The following is a 17,997-nucleotide window of genomic DNA, read 5'->3' as shown; positions in this document are numbered from 1 at the left end:
CTAAAGCCTAAAGCCTAATCTATGTCGAAGCTGTAGTAGAGATCCAGTGACTGACTTAAGGTGCCCGATACAGTTTCTAGATAAAGTTGCGATAATAAATAATACCTGACCGTCATTTCATAACCTGGGTTAAACACTCCCATGCCGTATTTCACCATCAAGTCTTCCCCGATATAACCACTTAAGGCAACGCGTCCTTCATCATTGGCATCGAGCTGTACATTGCTAAAGCCAAATTTTTCGATTAATCCAGAAGCGGTATTGCCTATGCTATTAATCGCGCCGCCATCAAATTGTGAGCTTAAGCTTAGGGCGGCACTCATCATTAACGAATTATTTTGTTGGTTATTTGTGCTACTAAAGCCTGTGCCTTTAAGAATGTAAGACAAGATCTCAGCTTGCTCTTTAGCGGGGGTAGAGAACAAGGTCACCACAGGTCTTGCTGGAGTACCTGTTATTCTCACTCCCGCGGTGAGATCTTCATCTTTAATCTCCCGCACCGCTTGGATATTTAAATTAGGGTTTTCAGCAGGACCGACAAATTGCACTTCACCTGTGCTTATTTTAAGGCTCTGTCCCATAAAGCGGTAGCTACCTTGGCTGACCTTAATATCACCGTACAGCAGGGGAGGTTTAAAGGCTTGCTGCTTTAATAAGAGCTTACCGCCAAGCTTCCCTGTTAAGCCTAAGCCATCGATAAGGAGCTCCTTACCGACATTAATACTTAAATCTGCAACAATGGCATAAGGACTGGTTTTGACCTCTTGGGCTGAAATAGAGTCATTAAACGCCACATCGTCAGAGACAGGAATGCCGCCTTGTGCCAGTGGCACTATCTTTATTTGGCCCGAAGGGACATCAATATCGCCAGTGACGGTTAATTGCTGTCGATTAAAGCTCAAGGCGAGCGTAGGTGACACATCTAAAATCGCTAACGGAGGTTGAATAAAGGCTAGTGAGTCACCGGTAATGGCTAAATCACCACTAAATTGGCCCTGTGGCCACACTAGTGTCCCTAGTACCTTACCTTCACCTTTGCCCATAAACCAGTGACCAGTTAAGCTGCCTTGCTGACCTGCTAACGCTAAATCTAAGTATATTTTATCTAATAGGGTGGGGTTGCTAGTGACAGATACTGCGCCGTCATTGAGGCGTATATGGCCAGAAATATCTGGCTCAGTTAAGGTACCAGCCAGCAAGAGTTTGCTAGAAACGATCCCTTCAAGGGTGGCTATCTGTGGGAAGAACTCACCAAAAGGTTGTAAGTTCAGATGGCTGACATCAAGGTTGCCGCTTAAGCTTCGCTGTTGATTATTTGCAATCGTAAATTGGCTCTGTAATTGAGCTATGCCTTTAGAGTTGATGCTTAATTGACTTGATAGCGCTTGTTCATTTAATTGTGCTGTGAGGCTTAGCTGCTGATAATCTAGGCTGATACGGTTATTTTTGGCGCGTATTAAAGTGATGTTACCTGGCAGTAAGGCAAAATCAAGCTTAGCCGTTGGCCGCATCCCTTCGCGCCAATGCACTTGGGCTGTAAGTTTAGCATCGCCATCCCAGCGCATTTTTTTGGATAAAATCGGCGTCAGTAATTGACCTGGGTTGCCCTTAAAGCTCAGATTAACTTGGCCTTGTTTTCCTATTTCGATAGGGTCAACTAAGCAAAGCTGGCTGTGTGGGTGTACTAAGCATAATGGACTAATATTGCCTTTACCTTGCTGCCAGCGGATCTGGGCCGGTTTATCTAATGCCCATTTGCCAAGCTTAGTGGTGATATTAAAGTGTGCTAGTTTAGCGGTCATAGCGTTACTTAACTGCTGATATTGACTGGTTAACTCGCCATTTATGGCAATATCCCCGCCAGTTATCAAGGTGACACTTTGCTTTTTATTATCACCCTTAGCATTGAGTATTAAGTCGGTGACTTGGTGTTTCTTCCATTTGAGCAGGTTGTTTCTTAGTTGTAGCGTAAATTTATGTTTAAGCTTAGGGGCATAACTGCCAATGAGTTGAACATAATCAAGGTTCACGCCATTAGCACTGAAATCATTGAGCTCAGTTTGCACTGTCAATAAAGGATTAGCCTGCAGCCCGTCGATATTGGCTGTGGCTATAATGCTGCCTCGGCCACGGTTAAACCACTGACTCACATCCGGCACACTCAGCTTAGCATTGACATCCCAGCGCTCTTTAGCTTCACCATGGACGCTTAATCTTGCTCCTAGTGCTTGGGCTTCGAGCTGATTGGCGGTGAGATTTAAGTGGCTATCTGCACTAATATCACCACTAACCGTAAGCGGGTAGCCATTAACACTGCCACTTAAGTTAGCTTGGGTGATAGCCAGTTGCCATGCATTGGCTGAAAGCTTGCCTTGAGTGGCAAAATTGCCGCTGATATTGCTGCTAATCAGGCCAAAATTATCCAGTTGAGCATCAACAGATTGTTCAGTGTTGCCACTTAGAGGTTGTTGGGTAAATAGCGGCAGCAGTTGCTGTAACTGTAACCCTTGGGTTTCGAGCTTGGCGTGCCACTGCACACTATCATCATAACTTAACTCAGCAGTGGCGGTTAATTGTCCAGCTGAAGAGGACATTGCTAACTGTTCAATGATGAGCTTTTGGCCTTGGTGTTTAAGCTGAGTATCAAGTTTAATGTTGATTTGTTGAGGTACTAGAGCTTTTGAGTCTTGAGTTGAGTTTTTAGTGCTATTGCTATGAGTTGCAAGCGCCGCAGTAGCATCATGGTTCACAGCGGTAATAGAGCCCCCGATCATGCTTGTGATATCGGCTTTTAGACTTAATTGCTGGCTATGGATATTTCCCGTCGACACTAGTGTTGCAATATTGGCTTGGAACTGTTTGCCGCCTAAGGGCCAATGCAGCTGGCTGTCACTGAGGCTGAGCTGATAGTTAAGGGTGTTTGTTGTGAGGGCTAAATTTGCATCCAACAGGAACTGGCTTTGGCCTTGTCCTTGAGCGCGTAGTTTGAGGTTACTAAAATCTTGGCTAAGCTCTAGACTTATGCGTTGATCTGCTAAACCGGGTAGCTCAGTTAAGTGCGCCAGCTGTAAATCTGCTGTTATTTCCAGCGGGTAGTTACCACTAAAATTAAGCTGACCGTTTAAATTCAATTGTCCGCTTGCTACTTGTCCGCTCAATAGCTCGCTGCTATCACTGTGGGTCAGTTGCAATGCGCTGACTCTAAGCATTGAGTCCTTCATACTGGCTTTAAGTTCAATATGAGGGAAGCTGTCTTGGCGTTCACCAAGAGTCAAGAGGCTGTCTGTGGCGGTTAGGTTTTTTACTCTGATGGGGAAAGGCAAAGTCACCTGAGGTAAATCGGTGAATGCGAGTTGACCTAAATCTTCAACCCGCTCAAAAGCAGGAGATGGCTCTACTGAGTTGTTCTGCGGGATAATGACTTTAAGCCCTTGGCTATTTAAGGTGCGAACCGTAAGCCCTGATGAGTTCCAAATGGCGTTAGCACTTAACTCATCGGCTTGATAGTTCATATCATGTATATTGACATCAAGGTTTTTGAGCTTGGCGCGGCTTAACAAAATTGCCATGGGGATTTCAAAAGATGCTGAAGCGGCATTTGCCAATTCAGTGGTTTTGTCTGTTGGCGGATTTGCGTTCTCTAAGTCAGCATTGGGGAGGTCATGGTAATCAATACTCACAGCTTCAGCGCTAAGGCTTTGTATGCAGAACTGTAAGTTAAGCAGGCAGCTTGGCTGCCAGGAAAGGGTTACTTCATTGGCTGTAACACTTAAGCCATCGAGGCGGTAATGCAGCTGTGACAAGCTAATTTCACGGTTTAATGTGCCCGATTGGTATTCAAGCTCAAGGCCTGGCAGTAATTTGTTCGCTAAGATTATTGCCCCTTGGCTGCCCATGGGCGTACCTAACATTAAAGCCAGCAACATCAGTAATGCCAAGGGTAAATAGAGACTTAATCTTAAACTATGCTTTAGCCAAGTGAGTAGTTTCGCAAGCGTTTTACTCGATGCTTGGTTAATTGCCAGCGGTGCAGCATTTGCTTCATCAGGGAGGTTATGCTTCATAACTCAGTCCCCATTGTGAGATGAATTCTCCATGAGCGGGCTACAGTGTCGGTTTCTTTTAAGCCAACGCCTAAATCCAGTTTGATAGGACCTATGGGAGAGATCCAGTGAACGCCGCCACCAACGGCCAATACAGGCTCAAATTGATCTGTGTCAAAGGCATTACCACCATCGATAAAACTTGCCAATCGCCATGTTGGTGTTAGGTAATATTGATACTCGAGGCTTGCCACCGCAAGATAGCGACCCCCGACCACTTGTCGTGATGTACCACCTTTGGCATTAGTATATTCGATATGCGGGCCTAACTCTTGGTAGCCATAGCCGCGAATACTTTGATCGCCACCGGCAAAATAGCGCAGTGATGGCGGAATATTCGCCATGTCTTGGGTGTCGGCTAAATTGGCAGCTAAATCGAGGCGAGCCACAAATCTGTGTTTATCAAACAAGGTGTCTATCCACTTAAAGCGGCTCTGAAGTCTGGTCAATTGCAAGCTTGAGCCAAAGCCTGGATCTGCATACTCAATGCTATAAATTTGTCTAAATCCTGACTTTGGATCTAAGCTATTGTCACCTCGTTGACTACGAGTTAAGTTCATACCAAGCAGATATAAATCAGGATCAAACTCTTGATCTAATTGACTATACTCTTCATGAACAGTTTCGAGTGAATAGCTCCATAGCCATTGATTATTGAGCTTTTGCTGCCTGATTATGCCTAATAAGCGTTTGCTTGATTCAAGTTCACCAGTGTTAGTAAAGGCTTTATCTGAGGTGATATAGTCTTGAGTTACGCCATATTTATCCTGTAGTAATCCCAATCTGATACTGAGTTTGTCATTTAGCACATGGGTCAAAGGAATGGCATAGGTGGTTAAGAATTTAGGTCGCTCAGGGGACCACTCTAGGCTAGTTTCTTGGCTGTGGCCTAACTGATTAACTTGTGGCGTACGCCAGGTAAATCTGACTCTAGGTTCGATACTTTTCTCACTGCTATTGCCAATATCTGCGCCCACGCCCACTTCAAAAGAATGTGCCCGCCTATCAAGGAGCTCAACTTTAATCGGCACTAAATTGTCATGGATTTTATCAATTTGAGGCAGTACTTTAATACTGCTGAAATAGCCAGAATCCAACAGATTGCGATGCAGCGTTGACAGCTGAGAGCTGGAATAAGGAGTATTAGCATTGAAAGGCACTAAGGTATTGAGTAGCTCATCATCTAAACTGTGGCCACTAAAACTGACGTTATCGAATAGGTAGCGTTTACCAGAATCAAAATGCAGGCTGATTTTGGCACTATTGAGGTCACGGTTGACTTGAATTTCAGCAAGGCTGTACTGAGCATCAAAGTAACCACGGGTGAGTGCTAAGGTTGAAAGTTGGGATTTAATCTCAGAATAACGTCCATGATTTAGGGGATCACCTGGAAGTAAATTGATACTGTCTAACCATAAATCAAAGGCTTCATCGCCGCGCATTTCACCACTGAATTGAATGTCGACCCATTGCACTAACGTAGGCTCACCTTGAGTGATGGCGACCGTGAGTTGCCAAGGCTCAGTATCAGATTCAAGTACGCTTAACTCCACGCTGGCATGGTAGTGCCCCAGTGATTCAAGGGCTGCGGTGATGTTATCTTCGGCAGTAAACAGGTAGGCGCGGCGCTGTACATCTGAATCAGGATCCGCGCCTAGGTGGGCGCGGATATTGCGTTCTAGCTTACTGTTAACCCCAGTAACATTAATGCTTAACCAAGTGTTGTCGCCAAAGGCTGGGAAAGACGCCAAAGGGGCGATAATTAGCCAAAAATACAGCAACAATAAACGAGGGGACATTAACAATCAGGGCACTTAATCAAGGATAATCAGATGCCTATTGTCGCCACAATTAGGCGAAGAGGCAAGGTGTTAGCGCGAATATTCCTTCGGCATAATTAGGCTAATAAACTAACGGCTTAAATAATGTGCAATCAAAAATGGAGTATGCCAATATATCGTTGACCTTACCACTATTGTGATCTTAACAAGCTATATCAGAGTTATTAACGACATCGAGTAATCTTTGTTCATCCATGGAGGAATTACTTGGAACGGCATGAATATGTGCTGTAAGTCACTTTATTTATAATCCTTTGTTTTGGAAGAGGTTATTGTGTTTGTGCAAATTTTTATGTTTGGTTTACGACCTATTAAAATGGTTTATATTCATAAGTTTTCATATTTGTTTTTTGTCATTTCATATCTTACCTAATCGCCATTCATAAGTTTGTCATATAGTCAGCCCATCTATAAAAGTGTCTATAAAGGGTGATGATTATGAATAATAAATATCAACTAGCTCAATCTGTTATCTTAGGTGCTGTGCTGCTATCGGCAACACCATTAGCCCATGCTGCTCAAGAGAGTGAAGTCTTTGATGGCAAGATTAGTGGTAAGCTGACGTTTGCATCTGACTATGTTTTTCGGGGGGAGTCCGAAACCATGGATGGTGATGTACCTGTAGTGCAGGGTACCTTAGGCTGGGGCAATGATCTGGGTTGGTACTCAGGTGTTTTTGCTTCAAATATTAAATTTGCCGATCCAAATTTAGAAATTGTGACCGCACCTTACATAGGTAAAACTGGCGAATTTGGTACCAGTGGCATTAGCTATGATGTGATGGTGTTTTCGTATCTCTATCCTGGCGCATCGTACTCTAATTACACTGAATTATGGCTAAAAGTGGGCAAGCAATTTGGCAGCGCGAATGTGCAGCTTGAAGTGACCCCAACCTTGGATGATTGGTTTGGTGTTAAGGGCTGGCAAGGGGTTAACTATGCCGTGCACCCAAGCTATGGTTTTGATAATGGCGTTAAGGTGTCTGGCAGTTTTGGTTATCAAGATCTTGATGGTGAGGGGGCTGAAGGTTGGGGCCATTGGAACCTTGGTGTGAGTAAAGCTTATGCTGGCATCAATTTTGATTTGCGCTATCACGGCAGCACAGTGGAGGCTGATCATAAAGTCTATGGCACTCAGACTAAGATTTTTGACGACAGAGTGGTGTTAGGACTTAGTAAAAGCTTTTAATCTTAACCATTAATATAAATATAAGCGTGTAGCACAAGCGTCACAGGATAGCCTTAAAGGATCTGTATTGCACAAATTTTGTGCCGCACAGATCCTTTTTTATAGTCTTTTTTGTTAGCTGTGACGCATTCTAGGCATGGGGTAATAGGCAAATGTGAAAAATTATGAATAATAACCCTTATTGTGAGACCGCTTATTTGGAATGAGAACATGGCTGCGACTGGGTTTGCGAATACTGTACTCGTGGTTGATGACGAAGCCGTTATTCGTGCTCGATTAAAGGGGTATTTTGAGCGAGAAGGTTATCGAGTCCTTGAAGCTGCAGACGGTGAGCAGATGTGGCAACAATTTGCCAAACAGCACATAGATTTGGTGATGTTAGATGTCAATTTACCAGGGACTGATGGTTTGAGTTTGGCCCGAGATCTCAGAGGTCGCTCTGACGTTGGGATTATCTTAGTGACTGGGCGTGATGAAACCATAGATAAAATTATTGGGCTTGAAATGGGCGCGGATGATTATGTCACTAAGCCTTTTGAATTAAGGGAATTATTAGTCCGAGTTAAAAATTTACTGTGGCGAATTTCTTTGGTTAAAAAAGCTCAGCAAGAAGTCGTGGCTCAATTTGAAAAGTGCGATGACTTGATAGTGTTTGATAACTACATTCTGGGGTTAAATAACCGTAAATTAACCCGAGATGAAGATGTGATTAAACTCACAAAAGCCGAATTTGAGCTGCTTACCGTGTTTGCCTTGCACCCACAACAGGTATTGTCCCGTGAACGCTTAATGCAGCAAACCAGTCATAGAAATGAAGAGGTTAATGACAGAACTATAGATGTCATTATCCGCCGCCTGCGCAATAAATTACAGGCAGATCTGTTTGTGACAGTCCATGGTGAAGGCTACTTATTTGCCACTAAAGTTGAAGATTGAGGGGTAAGCCTCAGGTTAAAGGCTCAGGTTTAAGGCCTAGGCTTAACATTTGTAACGCGGTAAATGGGGTAGAAGTCTGCCGGGGCTAAGCTGTCTTCAAGGGCGTTGAGTTGTATATTTTCTTGGATTAACGTTTGTATTTTTGGGCCTATATCCCCAAATGGCCCAGCACCTTCAAGGATTTTTACTATCACATCGATGGCAAGTTTTCCTTGTAATACCACTTGATCGTTACTGCTAAACGCTACCTTATGGCGATAGATGCCTCGCAGCACGGCGGGAGATAAATAACTACTAACAAGCTTTATCTGGTTACTGAGTTTTTTATGTTGCAAGGCTCCCACCGCAGCTTCAATAGCAACGGCGCTGCCAAGAATGTAATCGGGCTGATGATCGTTGAGCAGGTTATGTAACTGATCCCGATAAAGATCGCGGTTATTATCCGTGTGACGGATGGAAGATACATCAATCTGACTATTGGCAATGGCATCAAGTATCCCAAGCTCCACCCAGTCACTGCCTCCCACCCGTTCAGGGCCTGTGAGTAAGGCGAGCTTTATCGAGGGGACTTTTGTGGTGTTTAAGGGCGCGCTATTCGCCAATGGCGCCGGGCTTAATGAGCTGCGAATAAAATCACCGGCGAGCCAGCCCATTTGATACCAATTGACTCCAACCCGAGTATCAATAACTGGGCTATCGAGGCGATTAACTAGGGCAATAATGGGTTTATTTATCTGGGCTTTGTAGCCTTTAAGCAGATCAGGATCTACGCTACCCAGTAAGATGGCATCAAAATCTTGGCTAAGGCAGTGCTCAAGTTGTTTTAACTGTTTACTTTTTTTGTAATAGCTGCCTGCTTCAAACAAGGATAAATTAATGCTCAATTGCTTAGCTTGTGACACCAAGCCATAGTCTATGCCTATCCAGTAGGCGTCTTTAAGGTGCGGCACTAAAGCGCAGATCCGCCATGGTTTTTTTGCTTGAGTGAGGGGAGCGTAGTGGATGGAATTTGAGGTTTGAATTTTGCCATTAAACGGTGTGCGCTGCTCTAATGTCCAATATTGAATGGGTGCTGCATGGGCAAAGCCTAAAAGTGTTGGAATGCAGCCTAGTAATATGAACAAGAATATATACATGAGTTGGTGCATGTTATTGACTCACTTTTCTATTGTGCACATTTCATTACGTTACTTAAATTCAAGCTTAAATCAGGTAACAACTAATTGTTCGTAATGGTAACAGTTTAAGGAACAAATGTGAGGACTTTATCACTGTCAGGCAAGAGTTTAGTGGGCCGTTTAATGTTGGCATTTAGTCTACTTGGTTTGCTGTTACTGCTATTGATAAGCTTAGGGAGCGTCTCGCTTTACTGGGTTAAGCTTGCGGATAAATATTTGTATGAAGAGGCGCTGCCCGCTTCAGAGGCGGCCAGACAATTAATGCAGTCTTCTAATGCGTTATTAGATAATGCTCAGAGGCTTGAGCGCGTAGAAAAAGAGGCTGAACGGGCTTTTTTAGGGCGTAAGTTGTCCATTGAAAGTACTAACTTACTGGCAGCCATCGAACGGCTCAGTGGCCTGAATGTCAAAGGCATGGATGACACTGGATTGAATAAAACCGCGCAGAGTTTACAGCAATTAGGGGCGAGCAATAATCGGTATTTTGCTCTTTTTGCAGGTGAAATCATCCACGATTTATCAATATTGGGCCAGCAAGTGGGTGAACGGCTTACTCTAGCCCATCAATTACATGACAAAGGCCGAGCACTTGCAGAGGCCGCAAGCCGCAGCAGTGAGTTACTTGAGGCCGAGCTTGCCGTGGTGGATGCGGCTATTTTGGCAAAGCTGAGCTTGGCTTACCCACAATTGGCGGGCAATGCACATAGCACGCATCTGTTGGATACCATCATAGAGCAAGATTTAGATATTCGTGAGCGTTTAAACCGCGCTTTAGCCTTAGTGCACCATATCGCGCTTATTGGCCAGTTATTGCAATCCCCTGAGCAGCAATTGGGGCTTAATAACGTCTTGGCTAGCATGTCGCGGGTACTAACCCAATCCGACTTGTTGATAACCCCGCAGTATAATAACTCTGGGGTAAATAATAGTCATGGGGCGGGTCGATTTGCTGATCCAGTGGTTAATCGCCAAATTGATTTAATGCCTCTAGAGCTGCTTAAAGACCTAGTGCGCGATCCCACCAGAGCTACAGATTTGTTTAAAGAGTTGGTGATACTCAAACAAGCCAACTTAAGTCTTGGTTTGCAGCTGCAATATTCCCAAGTGCTGACTAGGCAAAATGCCCAGCTATTACTGTTAACCAATAAACTTGGGCAATTAAATAAAGCGGTAGACAGCGCCATGAAAACCCAGCAGTCTCATGCTGTGGATGCGCGCCATGAGTTTTTACAGCAATTATTCTGGGCTAAATCTGGGCTATGGGCTACTGGAATTTTGATGTTAATTATCATGGCACTTGTGGTTTACCGAGTGATTTATCAAGGGATTGCACTACGCCTTAATGAAGCCACATCGGCATTATCTCAATTAAGCCAAGGCAATATCGATGTGGAACTCGATCCCCATGGGGACGATGAACTAACCGCTATGGCATCGGCGATTGAGGTTTTTAAGAAAAATACCGCCCACAATCAAGCGCTACAAACTGAATTGCAAGCGACCGCATCAGAGCTTTTTTCCCATAAAGCATCACTGGAAAGTACAGTACAAGCCCGCACCTTAGAACTTGCTGAAGCGAACCGTCAACTGGATGCCGAAGCAAAAGGCCACTCAGCGGCAAGGGTCATGGCAGAACAAGCCAGCCAAGCTAAATCATTGTTTTTAGCAACAATGAGCCATGAAATTCGCACCCCACTCAATGGGCTGTTAGGCACCTTAACCTTGCTTGGTCATGGTGCATTGCCCCCAGCACAAAAACAGATGTTGGCTTTATCCCAATACAGTGGCACCTTGCTGCAAACTGTGCTGAATGACATCTTAGATTTTTCTCGTTTAGAGCAAGGAAAGCTCACTAACGAGCCCCGCTCAACTGCCCTTAATGATTTATTGGATGAAGTGATGGCGATTATGAATGCAGGCGCTGGGTTGTCGGGTTTATCCCTGCGCTTAGTACGGCATGATTTACCTATGTGGGTGAATATTGATGGCCCCAAACTGCGTCAAGTGTTGTTTAACTTATTGGCTAACGCTATTAAATTTACTCCAACAGGGGAAATCGTGCTTAAAGTTAGCGTGGATTCGCAGCGTTTGGTCTTTGAAATTACAGATACCGGTGTTGGGATCAGTGAGGCGGCGATGAAGCAATTATTTATCGCTTATAGCACTCTGCCAAACCAAAGCAGAACCCGAGGTACAGGTCTTGGCCTTGCCATTTGCAAGGAGTTGGTGGCGTTGATGAATGATGCTCATTCTGTTGAAGCGTCAATTTGGGTAAAAAGTATTGTTGGAAAGGGCTCAACATTTGGTTTTAGCTTACCGCTGCATGCCTGTAATGAGGCCTATGCTCCAGTTATGGTAGTTTTGCCTAAAGTCGCTCCCCAATGCGTCCTAGTGATAGAAGATAATAAGGTTAATGCCATGGTGGCTCAGGGCTTTTTGGCCCACCTTGGCCATAGTTCAGTGCTGGTCGATAGTTGTGCTAGGGCAAGGGCCTTATACCGAGCCGATACCGCGCAGAAATTTGATGGAATTATGCTAGATATCCAGCTTGGAGATGGCTCAGGTATTGCGTTACTGGCAGAGCTTAAACAGATAGCTGCACTGGCGAAGTTGAATGTTAGCATCGCCGCATTTACTGCGCAAATTCAAGAGGATGACATTCATGTTTACCAAGACTCAGGTTTTGATCAAGTGTTAGCTAAGCCGCTGAATATGCAATCATTGGCTCGCTGGATAGGGGTGGCGACAGATGAAGCTTCAGCTGTTACTGGGACTCAGCTTAATGTGGTTGAACTAGCTGAGGCTGCACAGCAGCCTTTATTGGATAAAAAACAAATAATTGATGATTTACAGTATCTTGGTGACCGCACCATGAAGGAAATGTTTAGCTTGTTTAGCAACAGCAGCACGGCACAAATAACCGCCCTTGCAGATAATAACTGTGATGCCGCAACCTTACTTCACGCCCTTAAAGGCAGTAGTGCTAGCATGGGATGTATTGCACTAAGTCAAAGATGTAAACAGCTAGAGCTCGATGAGCTGAATGATGATTCATATCAATCTCTTAAGAAATTGTGGCAAGCATCAATTAGCGCGCTCGAACTCATCCTAACCCATTAGCTTGATGTCAGTTTGTCATGACAATCGATTTGTTGTTCAATGCTTGCCATAGCGCCGACTATTTAGCCTTTGCTTTACTTTCGTTTAGTCCTTCACAGTCACTTGCAACCCAAGTCTGCGTCAAGTGGGCGAGGGCGGTATAAAATCCCCCATGATCAATGCTTGCAACCTTATCGGCAAAGCGGGGTAGCCAGGCATTAAGGTATTGGTTTATAAAAATAAGCTGGCTATTGTCATCACGCTTGGTGGCGCCTTCAGCCACATAAGCCAAGATAACGGCTAAATGATCAGCAGGCTCTGGAAACTGGCTTTGAATGCTAAGTTGGCTTTGCTTAAGGTAGCCTTGCATTGTTTGATGATGCTCACCAAAGAGCAAGATTTCAGCGTCCTTAGCCGAGTTATCCGTCAGGTACAAACTGGCATAGGGATTGGCGCTGTGTTTGGTACCGACCAAAAATAGACCGCAATAATCTGCAGCTAAGCTTAACCTCTGGTGCTCCGTGGTTAAGCTGCTAAGGATAATATTAAGACTGGCAATATCGTGTTGGAACTGTGGGTCTCTTGCCAGCTGGGTCAAAAAATCTTGGCCTTGAGTTGAGGTGAGTTCTGCCACTTGCTGGTGGTCGAGTTCCTTAGCAAAGAGTGATGAAAGCAAGGTGTATACCATAGCGCGGCCTTGGTTCATTGGCGTGTTATAAACGCTGGTGTCATTCATTTTTCAGCTTCCTTTTCCACTAAATCGCGGCTTAGTCGAAGCGCCACAATATGGCGCTGGCTTAGTTTGACTTTAAATTTGGGTTTCTATTGGGCCACTAAACGCACTGACCTCTGGCACCTTACCTTGGTACTTTTCTATATCGACTAAGCAAGTGTAAGCTGAGCAAGCTTGGGCAAGTTTTGAGCTACCAATGTCTAAGGTCAAAGTATTAGGATCCCCATAGCTGCACAGGGCGCCGATATCATTACCCCCTTGTTTAGCGCCATCTTTACCCACAGGACCATACCAAGCACCTTCATGGATACGTATTATGTTGCGGGGGAAGTTATCCGATACCACAGCTCCAGCTAACAGTTGACCGCGATCGTTAAACACTCTCACTATATCACCATCCTTGATGCCCCTTTGCTTGGCATCTGCCGGGTTTAAATACACAGGTTCACGGCCTTTTACTGTGTAAGTTTCCCGGTATTGCTGGGACTCGCACATTTGCGAGTGCAAGCGTTTATCTGGGTGGCAAGATTGCATCCACATTGGATATTTGTCTGATCTTGGACCGCCATGGCTGCGCTCAGCTTTTTCTATCCACGTTGGGTGTCCTGGGCAGTCATCGTAATTGTACTGGGCAATTTTGCGGCTGAAAATCTCAATCAGACCAGAGGGGGTACCAAGGGGATTCATTTCAGGATCATCCCTAAAATCAGCATGGCGGGTCCAAGGCTTACCTTCACCAAAGTGCACGTAACCCGCTTTCCAGAAAGTATCAAAATCCGGCATAGGGAATTTACCTGCGTTGTCGGCTTTACAATCGTTATAAAGCTTTTTAAGCCAATCAAATTCAGACATGCCGCGGGTGTATTCTTTCTCTTTACCCATAATTTTGGCAAAGCGGGTGAAGATGTCAAAATCTGACAAACTTTCAAATAACGGCTCAACCATTTTTTGCATTGCCAAAATGCCACGATTGGCATAGCTGCCATAGATGTCAATATCATTGCGCTCTAGGGTAGTGCAAGCGGGCAAGACGATATCAGAAAAGCGGCAGGTGGCAGTCCAATTTATATCGACAGTGACCACGCATTCAAGCTTTTGAAATGCTTGCTTCATCTTGTTTCTATCTTGATGATGGTTCCAAGGATTATTGCCAGAGAACACCATCATCTTTATGTCTGGATAGGTGACCTTAGCGCCATTGGCATCAATGACTTTACCTGGCTCTAAAATGGCGTCAATCCAGCGCGCGACAGGGATAGTGCTGCTTGCGCCTTTGAAATCATTGTTATTAAACAGCGGCTTTTGGTCTTCATCTAAGTTACGGGGAAAAGCCCCTGGCGCTGCAGCCCCCGATGAAGGTACGCCAATGCTTGAGTAATGGTGACCATAACTTATGCCGCCGCCAGGTAAGCCTATCTGGCCTATCATAGTGGCAAGTACTGCCGCCATCCAATAGGGTTGTTCACCATGTTGCTGACGTTGAATACACCACCCCATCATGATCTGAGTGCGCCCTTTGGTCATCACCTTGGCTAAATCGCGGATAATTTCTGCACTAACCCCTGTGATTTTACTGGCCCATTCGGGGGTTTTGGCTATGCCGTCTGATTCCCCCATTAAGTAGGGTGAAAACTGCTCAAAACCTAGACTGTAGCCTTGAATAAAGGCGTCATTGTGTAATTTTTTGGCTACCATTTCATGGGCAATACCCAGCATTAAGGCAACATCGGTTTGCGGGTTAACATAAAGTTGCTCACAGCCCAAGTATTGCTGGGTCTTAGTTACCACGGGATCTATGCTTATTACACGAATTTTACCTTGTTTTACTTTCTCTTTTAGCTCTGCAAGGTAAGCAAATGATTCGTGGGTTTCGGCGTTCCAGCCCACCTGCAGATTTTTATAGGGATCATTTGACCATAAAATCAGCGTAGTAGACTCAGCAAGAATAAGCGGCCATGAGGTACCCTGAGCATACACTTCGGTGGAGCCTAAGATATAGGGCAAAATTGTTTGCCCAGCCCCTGTTGAGTAGTCGCCAATTTTTTTAACAAAATTACCGTGCATGCCCACAGCACGCTGCATATGACTAGTACTTGAATGCAGCTGCCCAGTAGCCCGCCAACCCGTTTGGCCGGCATGTAAACCCGATGGGCCATATTTTGTTTGTACTTCATCCAACGAGTCTTTAAATAAGCTTAAGGCTTTGTCCCAAGTGACACGTACAAAACGGAAATCTCCCCGTTGGCTGGTGTCACTTTTGTGGCCCTTCAATAAAAAGTCTAAGCGCACCATAGGGTAGCGTACCCTGGAGGGGTTGTAGACTAAGCCTTTAACTCCATTAATCATGTCCGTTGGGTATTTGTCTAGCTCAAAGGGAATAACTTGGTCTATCACGCCATTTTTTCGCTTCATTTTAAAAGCGCCAAAATGTGAGCCCGTGGTGAGCCAGTCATCATTGACCTTGGTGCTGACTGCGGCGAGAGCATTAAGGGGGGCTAAAATAGATGCGCCGCTAAGGCTCATATAAGAGCTGGCCACTAAGCCTTTAAGAAAATCTCTTCTGTTCATTACGATGTCCTTACGCAGTGGGTTATTAGTGCGCTGACTTATCAAAAGTCGATGAATGTTCTTGTAAGTACTTTTGCACTAAGGCTTGGGTATCTTGATCCATGTTGACGAACGCTATCATGCCGTTAAACATGCCAGGCCAAGTGTTGGCGTCAAAGTGCGCTTCATCGGGCTGGGTATGGCATACGCTGCAGCTGCTTGAGTAAGTTGTGCGGGCATAATCCCAAAGCGGTTGTAGATTTTTTACTAGGTAATCACTTTCTGTCCAAATTTGGGCTTCGACTCGTTGCCACTTAAGGCCTGTCATGGGATCTTCTTTCTCTTCAAAGACCGCCATCACACCTTCTTCTAATGCGGCCTCTTTAGTGAGTTGAGCTGAAAGAATATTGAGCCCAAAATCGAAGTAAATAACCCGGCCAGCGCCAATTTTTTTGCGCCAACCATAGATCCCGATTTTGACTCTATTGCCTTGGGTTTCAAGTATGGTCACTTTAGTGGCAATATTGAGTGTGCCAGCTTCAACATCTGTGCTTTCGTTAAAATAAAGTGGTTTAGTTAAGGCCGTGAAATAGCTTTCACCTGTATTAAGGCTGCTTTCCCCTGCACCCACTTGGGCAATGAGCTCTGGGGCACGTGCTGTGCCCATATCTGGCAGTTTGTGGGCTATGCCTTTGTGGCAATCTACACAACTTTGGTCAATTTCTGCAGCACGTTTCATTTGCTTTTGCGCCAGTTTTGACATGTCTTCCCACTTCATCGAATCGTAGTTGTGACAGTTTTTACAGGCTAGCGAGTTATCGCGATCGAAACGTTTCCATTCTCGGCTAGCCATTTCTAAGCGTTTAGCTTCAAATTTTTCTTCGGTGTTGACCGTCTGCAATAACCAGCCCCACATATCGTGGGAGGCTTCAATTTTTCGGCCAATTTTGCGGCTCCATTCGTGGGGCACATGGCAATCAGGGCAGGTTGCCCGCACGCCAGAATGATTTGACCAATGCACAGTTTGTTGCAGCTCTTGATAAGGCTTGCTTTCCATGCTGTGGCAGCTGATGCAAAACTCTTCCGTGTTGGTCATTTCTAATGCGGTATTAAAACCACCCCAGAAAACAATCCCCATTAAAAAAGCTGACAGGCTAATGGTGCCTAATGTGAGGTATTTGGCAGGCTGGTTGAGTGTACGCCAAGTGTTGATAAACCACTTCATAACAATATCCTTTATAATATTAGCTAATGATTTTATTGGGGATTAATGCGCGATGACGCCGCCAAAGGCCTGGATCATCCAAATAATGAAACCATAGCCGCTGATGCTGATGACAGTGAGGATTGGGAACAATAAAAAAATGATAAATCCCAGTGCTCTGACTTCATCATTTTTCACTTTCTCAGGTGCTTGAGTTGACTTTTTTATTACCATGACAGACTCTCTTAAATGATCCTCGTAACCGATAAGAGTAATATTAGAGAAGGTTTGTTAATGGCTGTAATACTTGGAATGAATGAACTTTGACAATATGTGAAAGAATGTGAAAACCGCAGTAGTGGCAACTGTGAATAAAACTTAAATTTTAGTATTAAATCAGATGCTTATAAGTTTTATGAAGAGCTGTTATTATATTGCGTTCTTTACCTTAAAACTCACGAGTTCCTGTTTAGCTACATATAGAAAGTGGATTGTGTGATTATTTTTATTAGGATTGGCAAGATTATTATTTTGATGTTGTCACTTTTACGCCGCTTTTATACTTTTAGTCTTGAGGGTCATATTTTTTACTAGTAGCATCAGTATGTTGGTCTCTGTTGACCACAAGATTGAAAGGTTAGACCACTGTTATTTGTACCACAAAATTATTTATAACATGTTGAGAATAGAAATGAATACAAGACCTGAAATTACCATATCTTCGTTAGATGCTGATAGGCTATATAAGTTAATTGAATCAATGCCGAAAAACAGTTTTGCAGGAAAAGCTGAGCTTGAGTCGGAGCTTGAGCGAGCTAATGTGGTGGCTCCTGAGTTAGTGCCTCCGACAATAGTAACGATGAATTCAATGGTAAAGTTTATTATTGAATCAACTAAAGAAGAATTCGAGCTAACACTTGTTTACCCTAAGGATATTGATTCAAGCGGTAAAAAAATATCTATTCTAGCACCTGTGGGAAGTGCGTTACTGGGTCTCTCTCAGGGAGATGAAATTGAATGGCCAAAACCAGGCGGCGGTTTTCTGAGAGTAAAACTCACTGAAGTGGTTTATCAGCCAGAAAGGGCAGGTGAGCTGCATCGATAAAGTAACAGTATGGATTTGGCCTAACCAGTTAAGCATTCAGGCGCAGCAAAACGGCGTTGGTGT

Annotated in this window: 11 protein-coding genes; 4 read left to right on the top strand and 7 right to left on the bottom strand. The window is 44.4% G+C overall.

Annotated elements, in window-relative coordinates:
- Window positions 1-14: 14 nt before the first annotated feature.
- Together H5073_RS14760 and H5073_RS14755 are read right to left on the bottom strand one after the other, a co-directional pair.
- The gene (locus H5073_RS14760; protein ID WP_182680329.1) at window positions 15-4,064 is read right to left on the bottom strand and encodes a translocation/assembly module TamB domain-containing protein; all 4,050 of its coding nucleotides are present in this window, start codon (window positions 4,062-4,064) and stop codon (window positions 15-17) included.
- Window positions 4,061-5,902, bottom strand: coding sequence for an autotransporter assembly complex family protein (locus H5073_RS14755; RefSeq protein ID WP_182680328.1), 1,842 nt, complete (start codon window positions 5,900-5,902; stop codon window positions 4,061-4,063). The genes H5073_RS14760 and H5073_RS14755 overlap by 4 nt, the downstream gene beginning before the upstream one ends.
- A 480-nt stretch (window positions 5,903-6,382) precedes the next feature.
- Here H5073_RS14755 and H5073_RS14750 point away from each other — a divergent pair, with 480 nt between their 5' ends.
- Window positions 6,383-7,132, top strand: a complete 750-nt coding sequence (locus H5073_RS14750) for a TorF family putative porin (RefSeq protein WP_182680327.1) — start codon at window positions 6,383-6,385, stop codon at window positions 7,130-7,132.
- 210 nt (window positions 7,133-7,342) lie between these two features.
- Window positions 7,343-8,068: a two-component system response regulator TorR gene (gene torR, locus H5073_RS14745; RefSeq protein WP_182680326.1), complete on the top strand. Its 726-nt coding sequence runs from the start codon at window positions 7,343-7,345 to the stop codon at window positions 8,066-8,068.
- Window positions 8,069-8,097: 29 nt separating this feature from the next.
- Here the strand turns inward: torR and torT are convergent, their stop codons facing one another.
- Window positions 8,098-9,216, bottom strand: coding sequence for a TMAO reductase system periplasmic protein TorT (gene torT, locus H5073_RS14740; RefSeq protein ID WP_404948404.1), 1,119 nt, complete (start codon window positions 9,214-9,216; stop codon window positions 8,098-8,100).
- A gap of 153 nt (window positions 9,217-9,369) precedes the next feature.
- Between torT and torS the strand changes: the two genes are divergently transcribed.
- On the top strand, window positions 9,370-12,366 hold the full coding sequence (gene torS, locus H5073_RS14735) for a TMAO reductase system sensor histidine kinase/response regulator TorS (protein WP_220488077.1): 2,997 nt from the start codon (window positions 9,370-9,372) through the stop codon (window positions 12,364-12,366).
- Between the two features lie 58 nt (window positions 12,367-12,424).
- On the opposite strand, the gene torD is transcribed toward torS, so the two are convergent.
- The 4 genes from torD to H5073_RS14715 all read right to left on the bottom strand — a co-directional run bounded on the left by torD (window position 12,425) and on the right by H5073_RS14715 (window position 17,063).
- Complete coding sequence (gene torD / locus H5073_RS14730; protein ID WP_182680323.1) at window positions 12,425-13,081, bottom strand: molecular chaperone TorD; 657 nt, start codon at window positions 13,079-13,081, stop codon at window positions 12,425-12,427.
- A gap of 72 nt (window positions 13,082-13,153) precedes the next feature.
- Window positions 13,154-15,646 carry a trimethylamine-N-oxide reductase TorA gene (gene torA / locus H5073_RS14725; RefSeq protein ID WP_182680322.1) on the bottom strand — a complete coding sequence of 831 codons (2,493 nt, stop codon included), beginning with the start codon at window positions 15,644-15,646 and terminating at the stop codon, window positions 13,154-13,156.
- 25 nt (window positions 15,647-15,671) lie between these two features.
- Complete coding sequence (gene torC, locus H5073_RS14720) at window positions 15,672-16,850, bottom strand: pentaheme c-type cytochrome TorC (protein WP_182680321.1); 1,179 nt, start codon at window positions 16,848-16,850, stop codon at window positions 15,672-15,674.
- A gap of 42 nt (window positions 16,851-16,892) precedes the next feature.
- Complete coding sequence (locus tag H5073_RS14715) at window positions 16,893-17,063, bottom strand: periplasmic nitrate reductase, NapE protein (RefSeq protein ID WP_182680320.1); 171 nt, start codon at window positions 17,061-17,063, stop codon at window positions 16,893-16,895.
- 457 nt (window positions 17,064-17,520) lie between these two features.
- Between H5073_RS14715 and rnk the strand changes: the two genes are divergently transcribed.
- Window positions 17,521-17,934, top strand: coding sequence for a nucleoside diphosphate kinase regulator (gene rnk, locus H5073_RS14710; RefSeq protein ID WP_182680330.1), 414 nt, complete (start codon window positions 17,521-17,523; stop codon window positions 17,932-17,934).
- The last annotated feature ends 63 nt before the right edge of the window (window positions 17,935-17,997 follow it).

The sequence above is a fragment of the Shewanella sp. SR44-3 genome, from assembly GCF_014163735.1.
Classification (GTDB): domain Bacteria; phylum Pseudomonadota; class Gammaproteobacteria; order Enterobacterales; family Shewanellaceae; genus Shewanella.
Note: the sequence above shows the minus strand (reverse complement) of the source record. Positions and strands in the feature narration are given on the sequence as shown.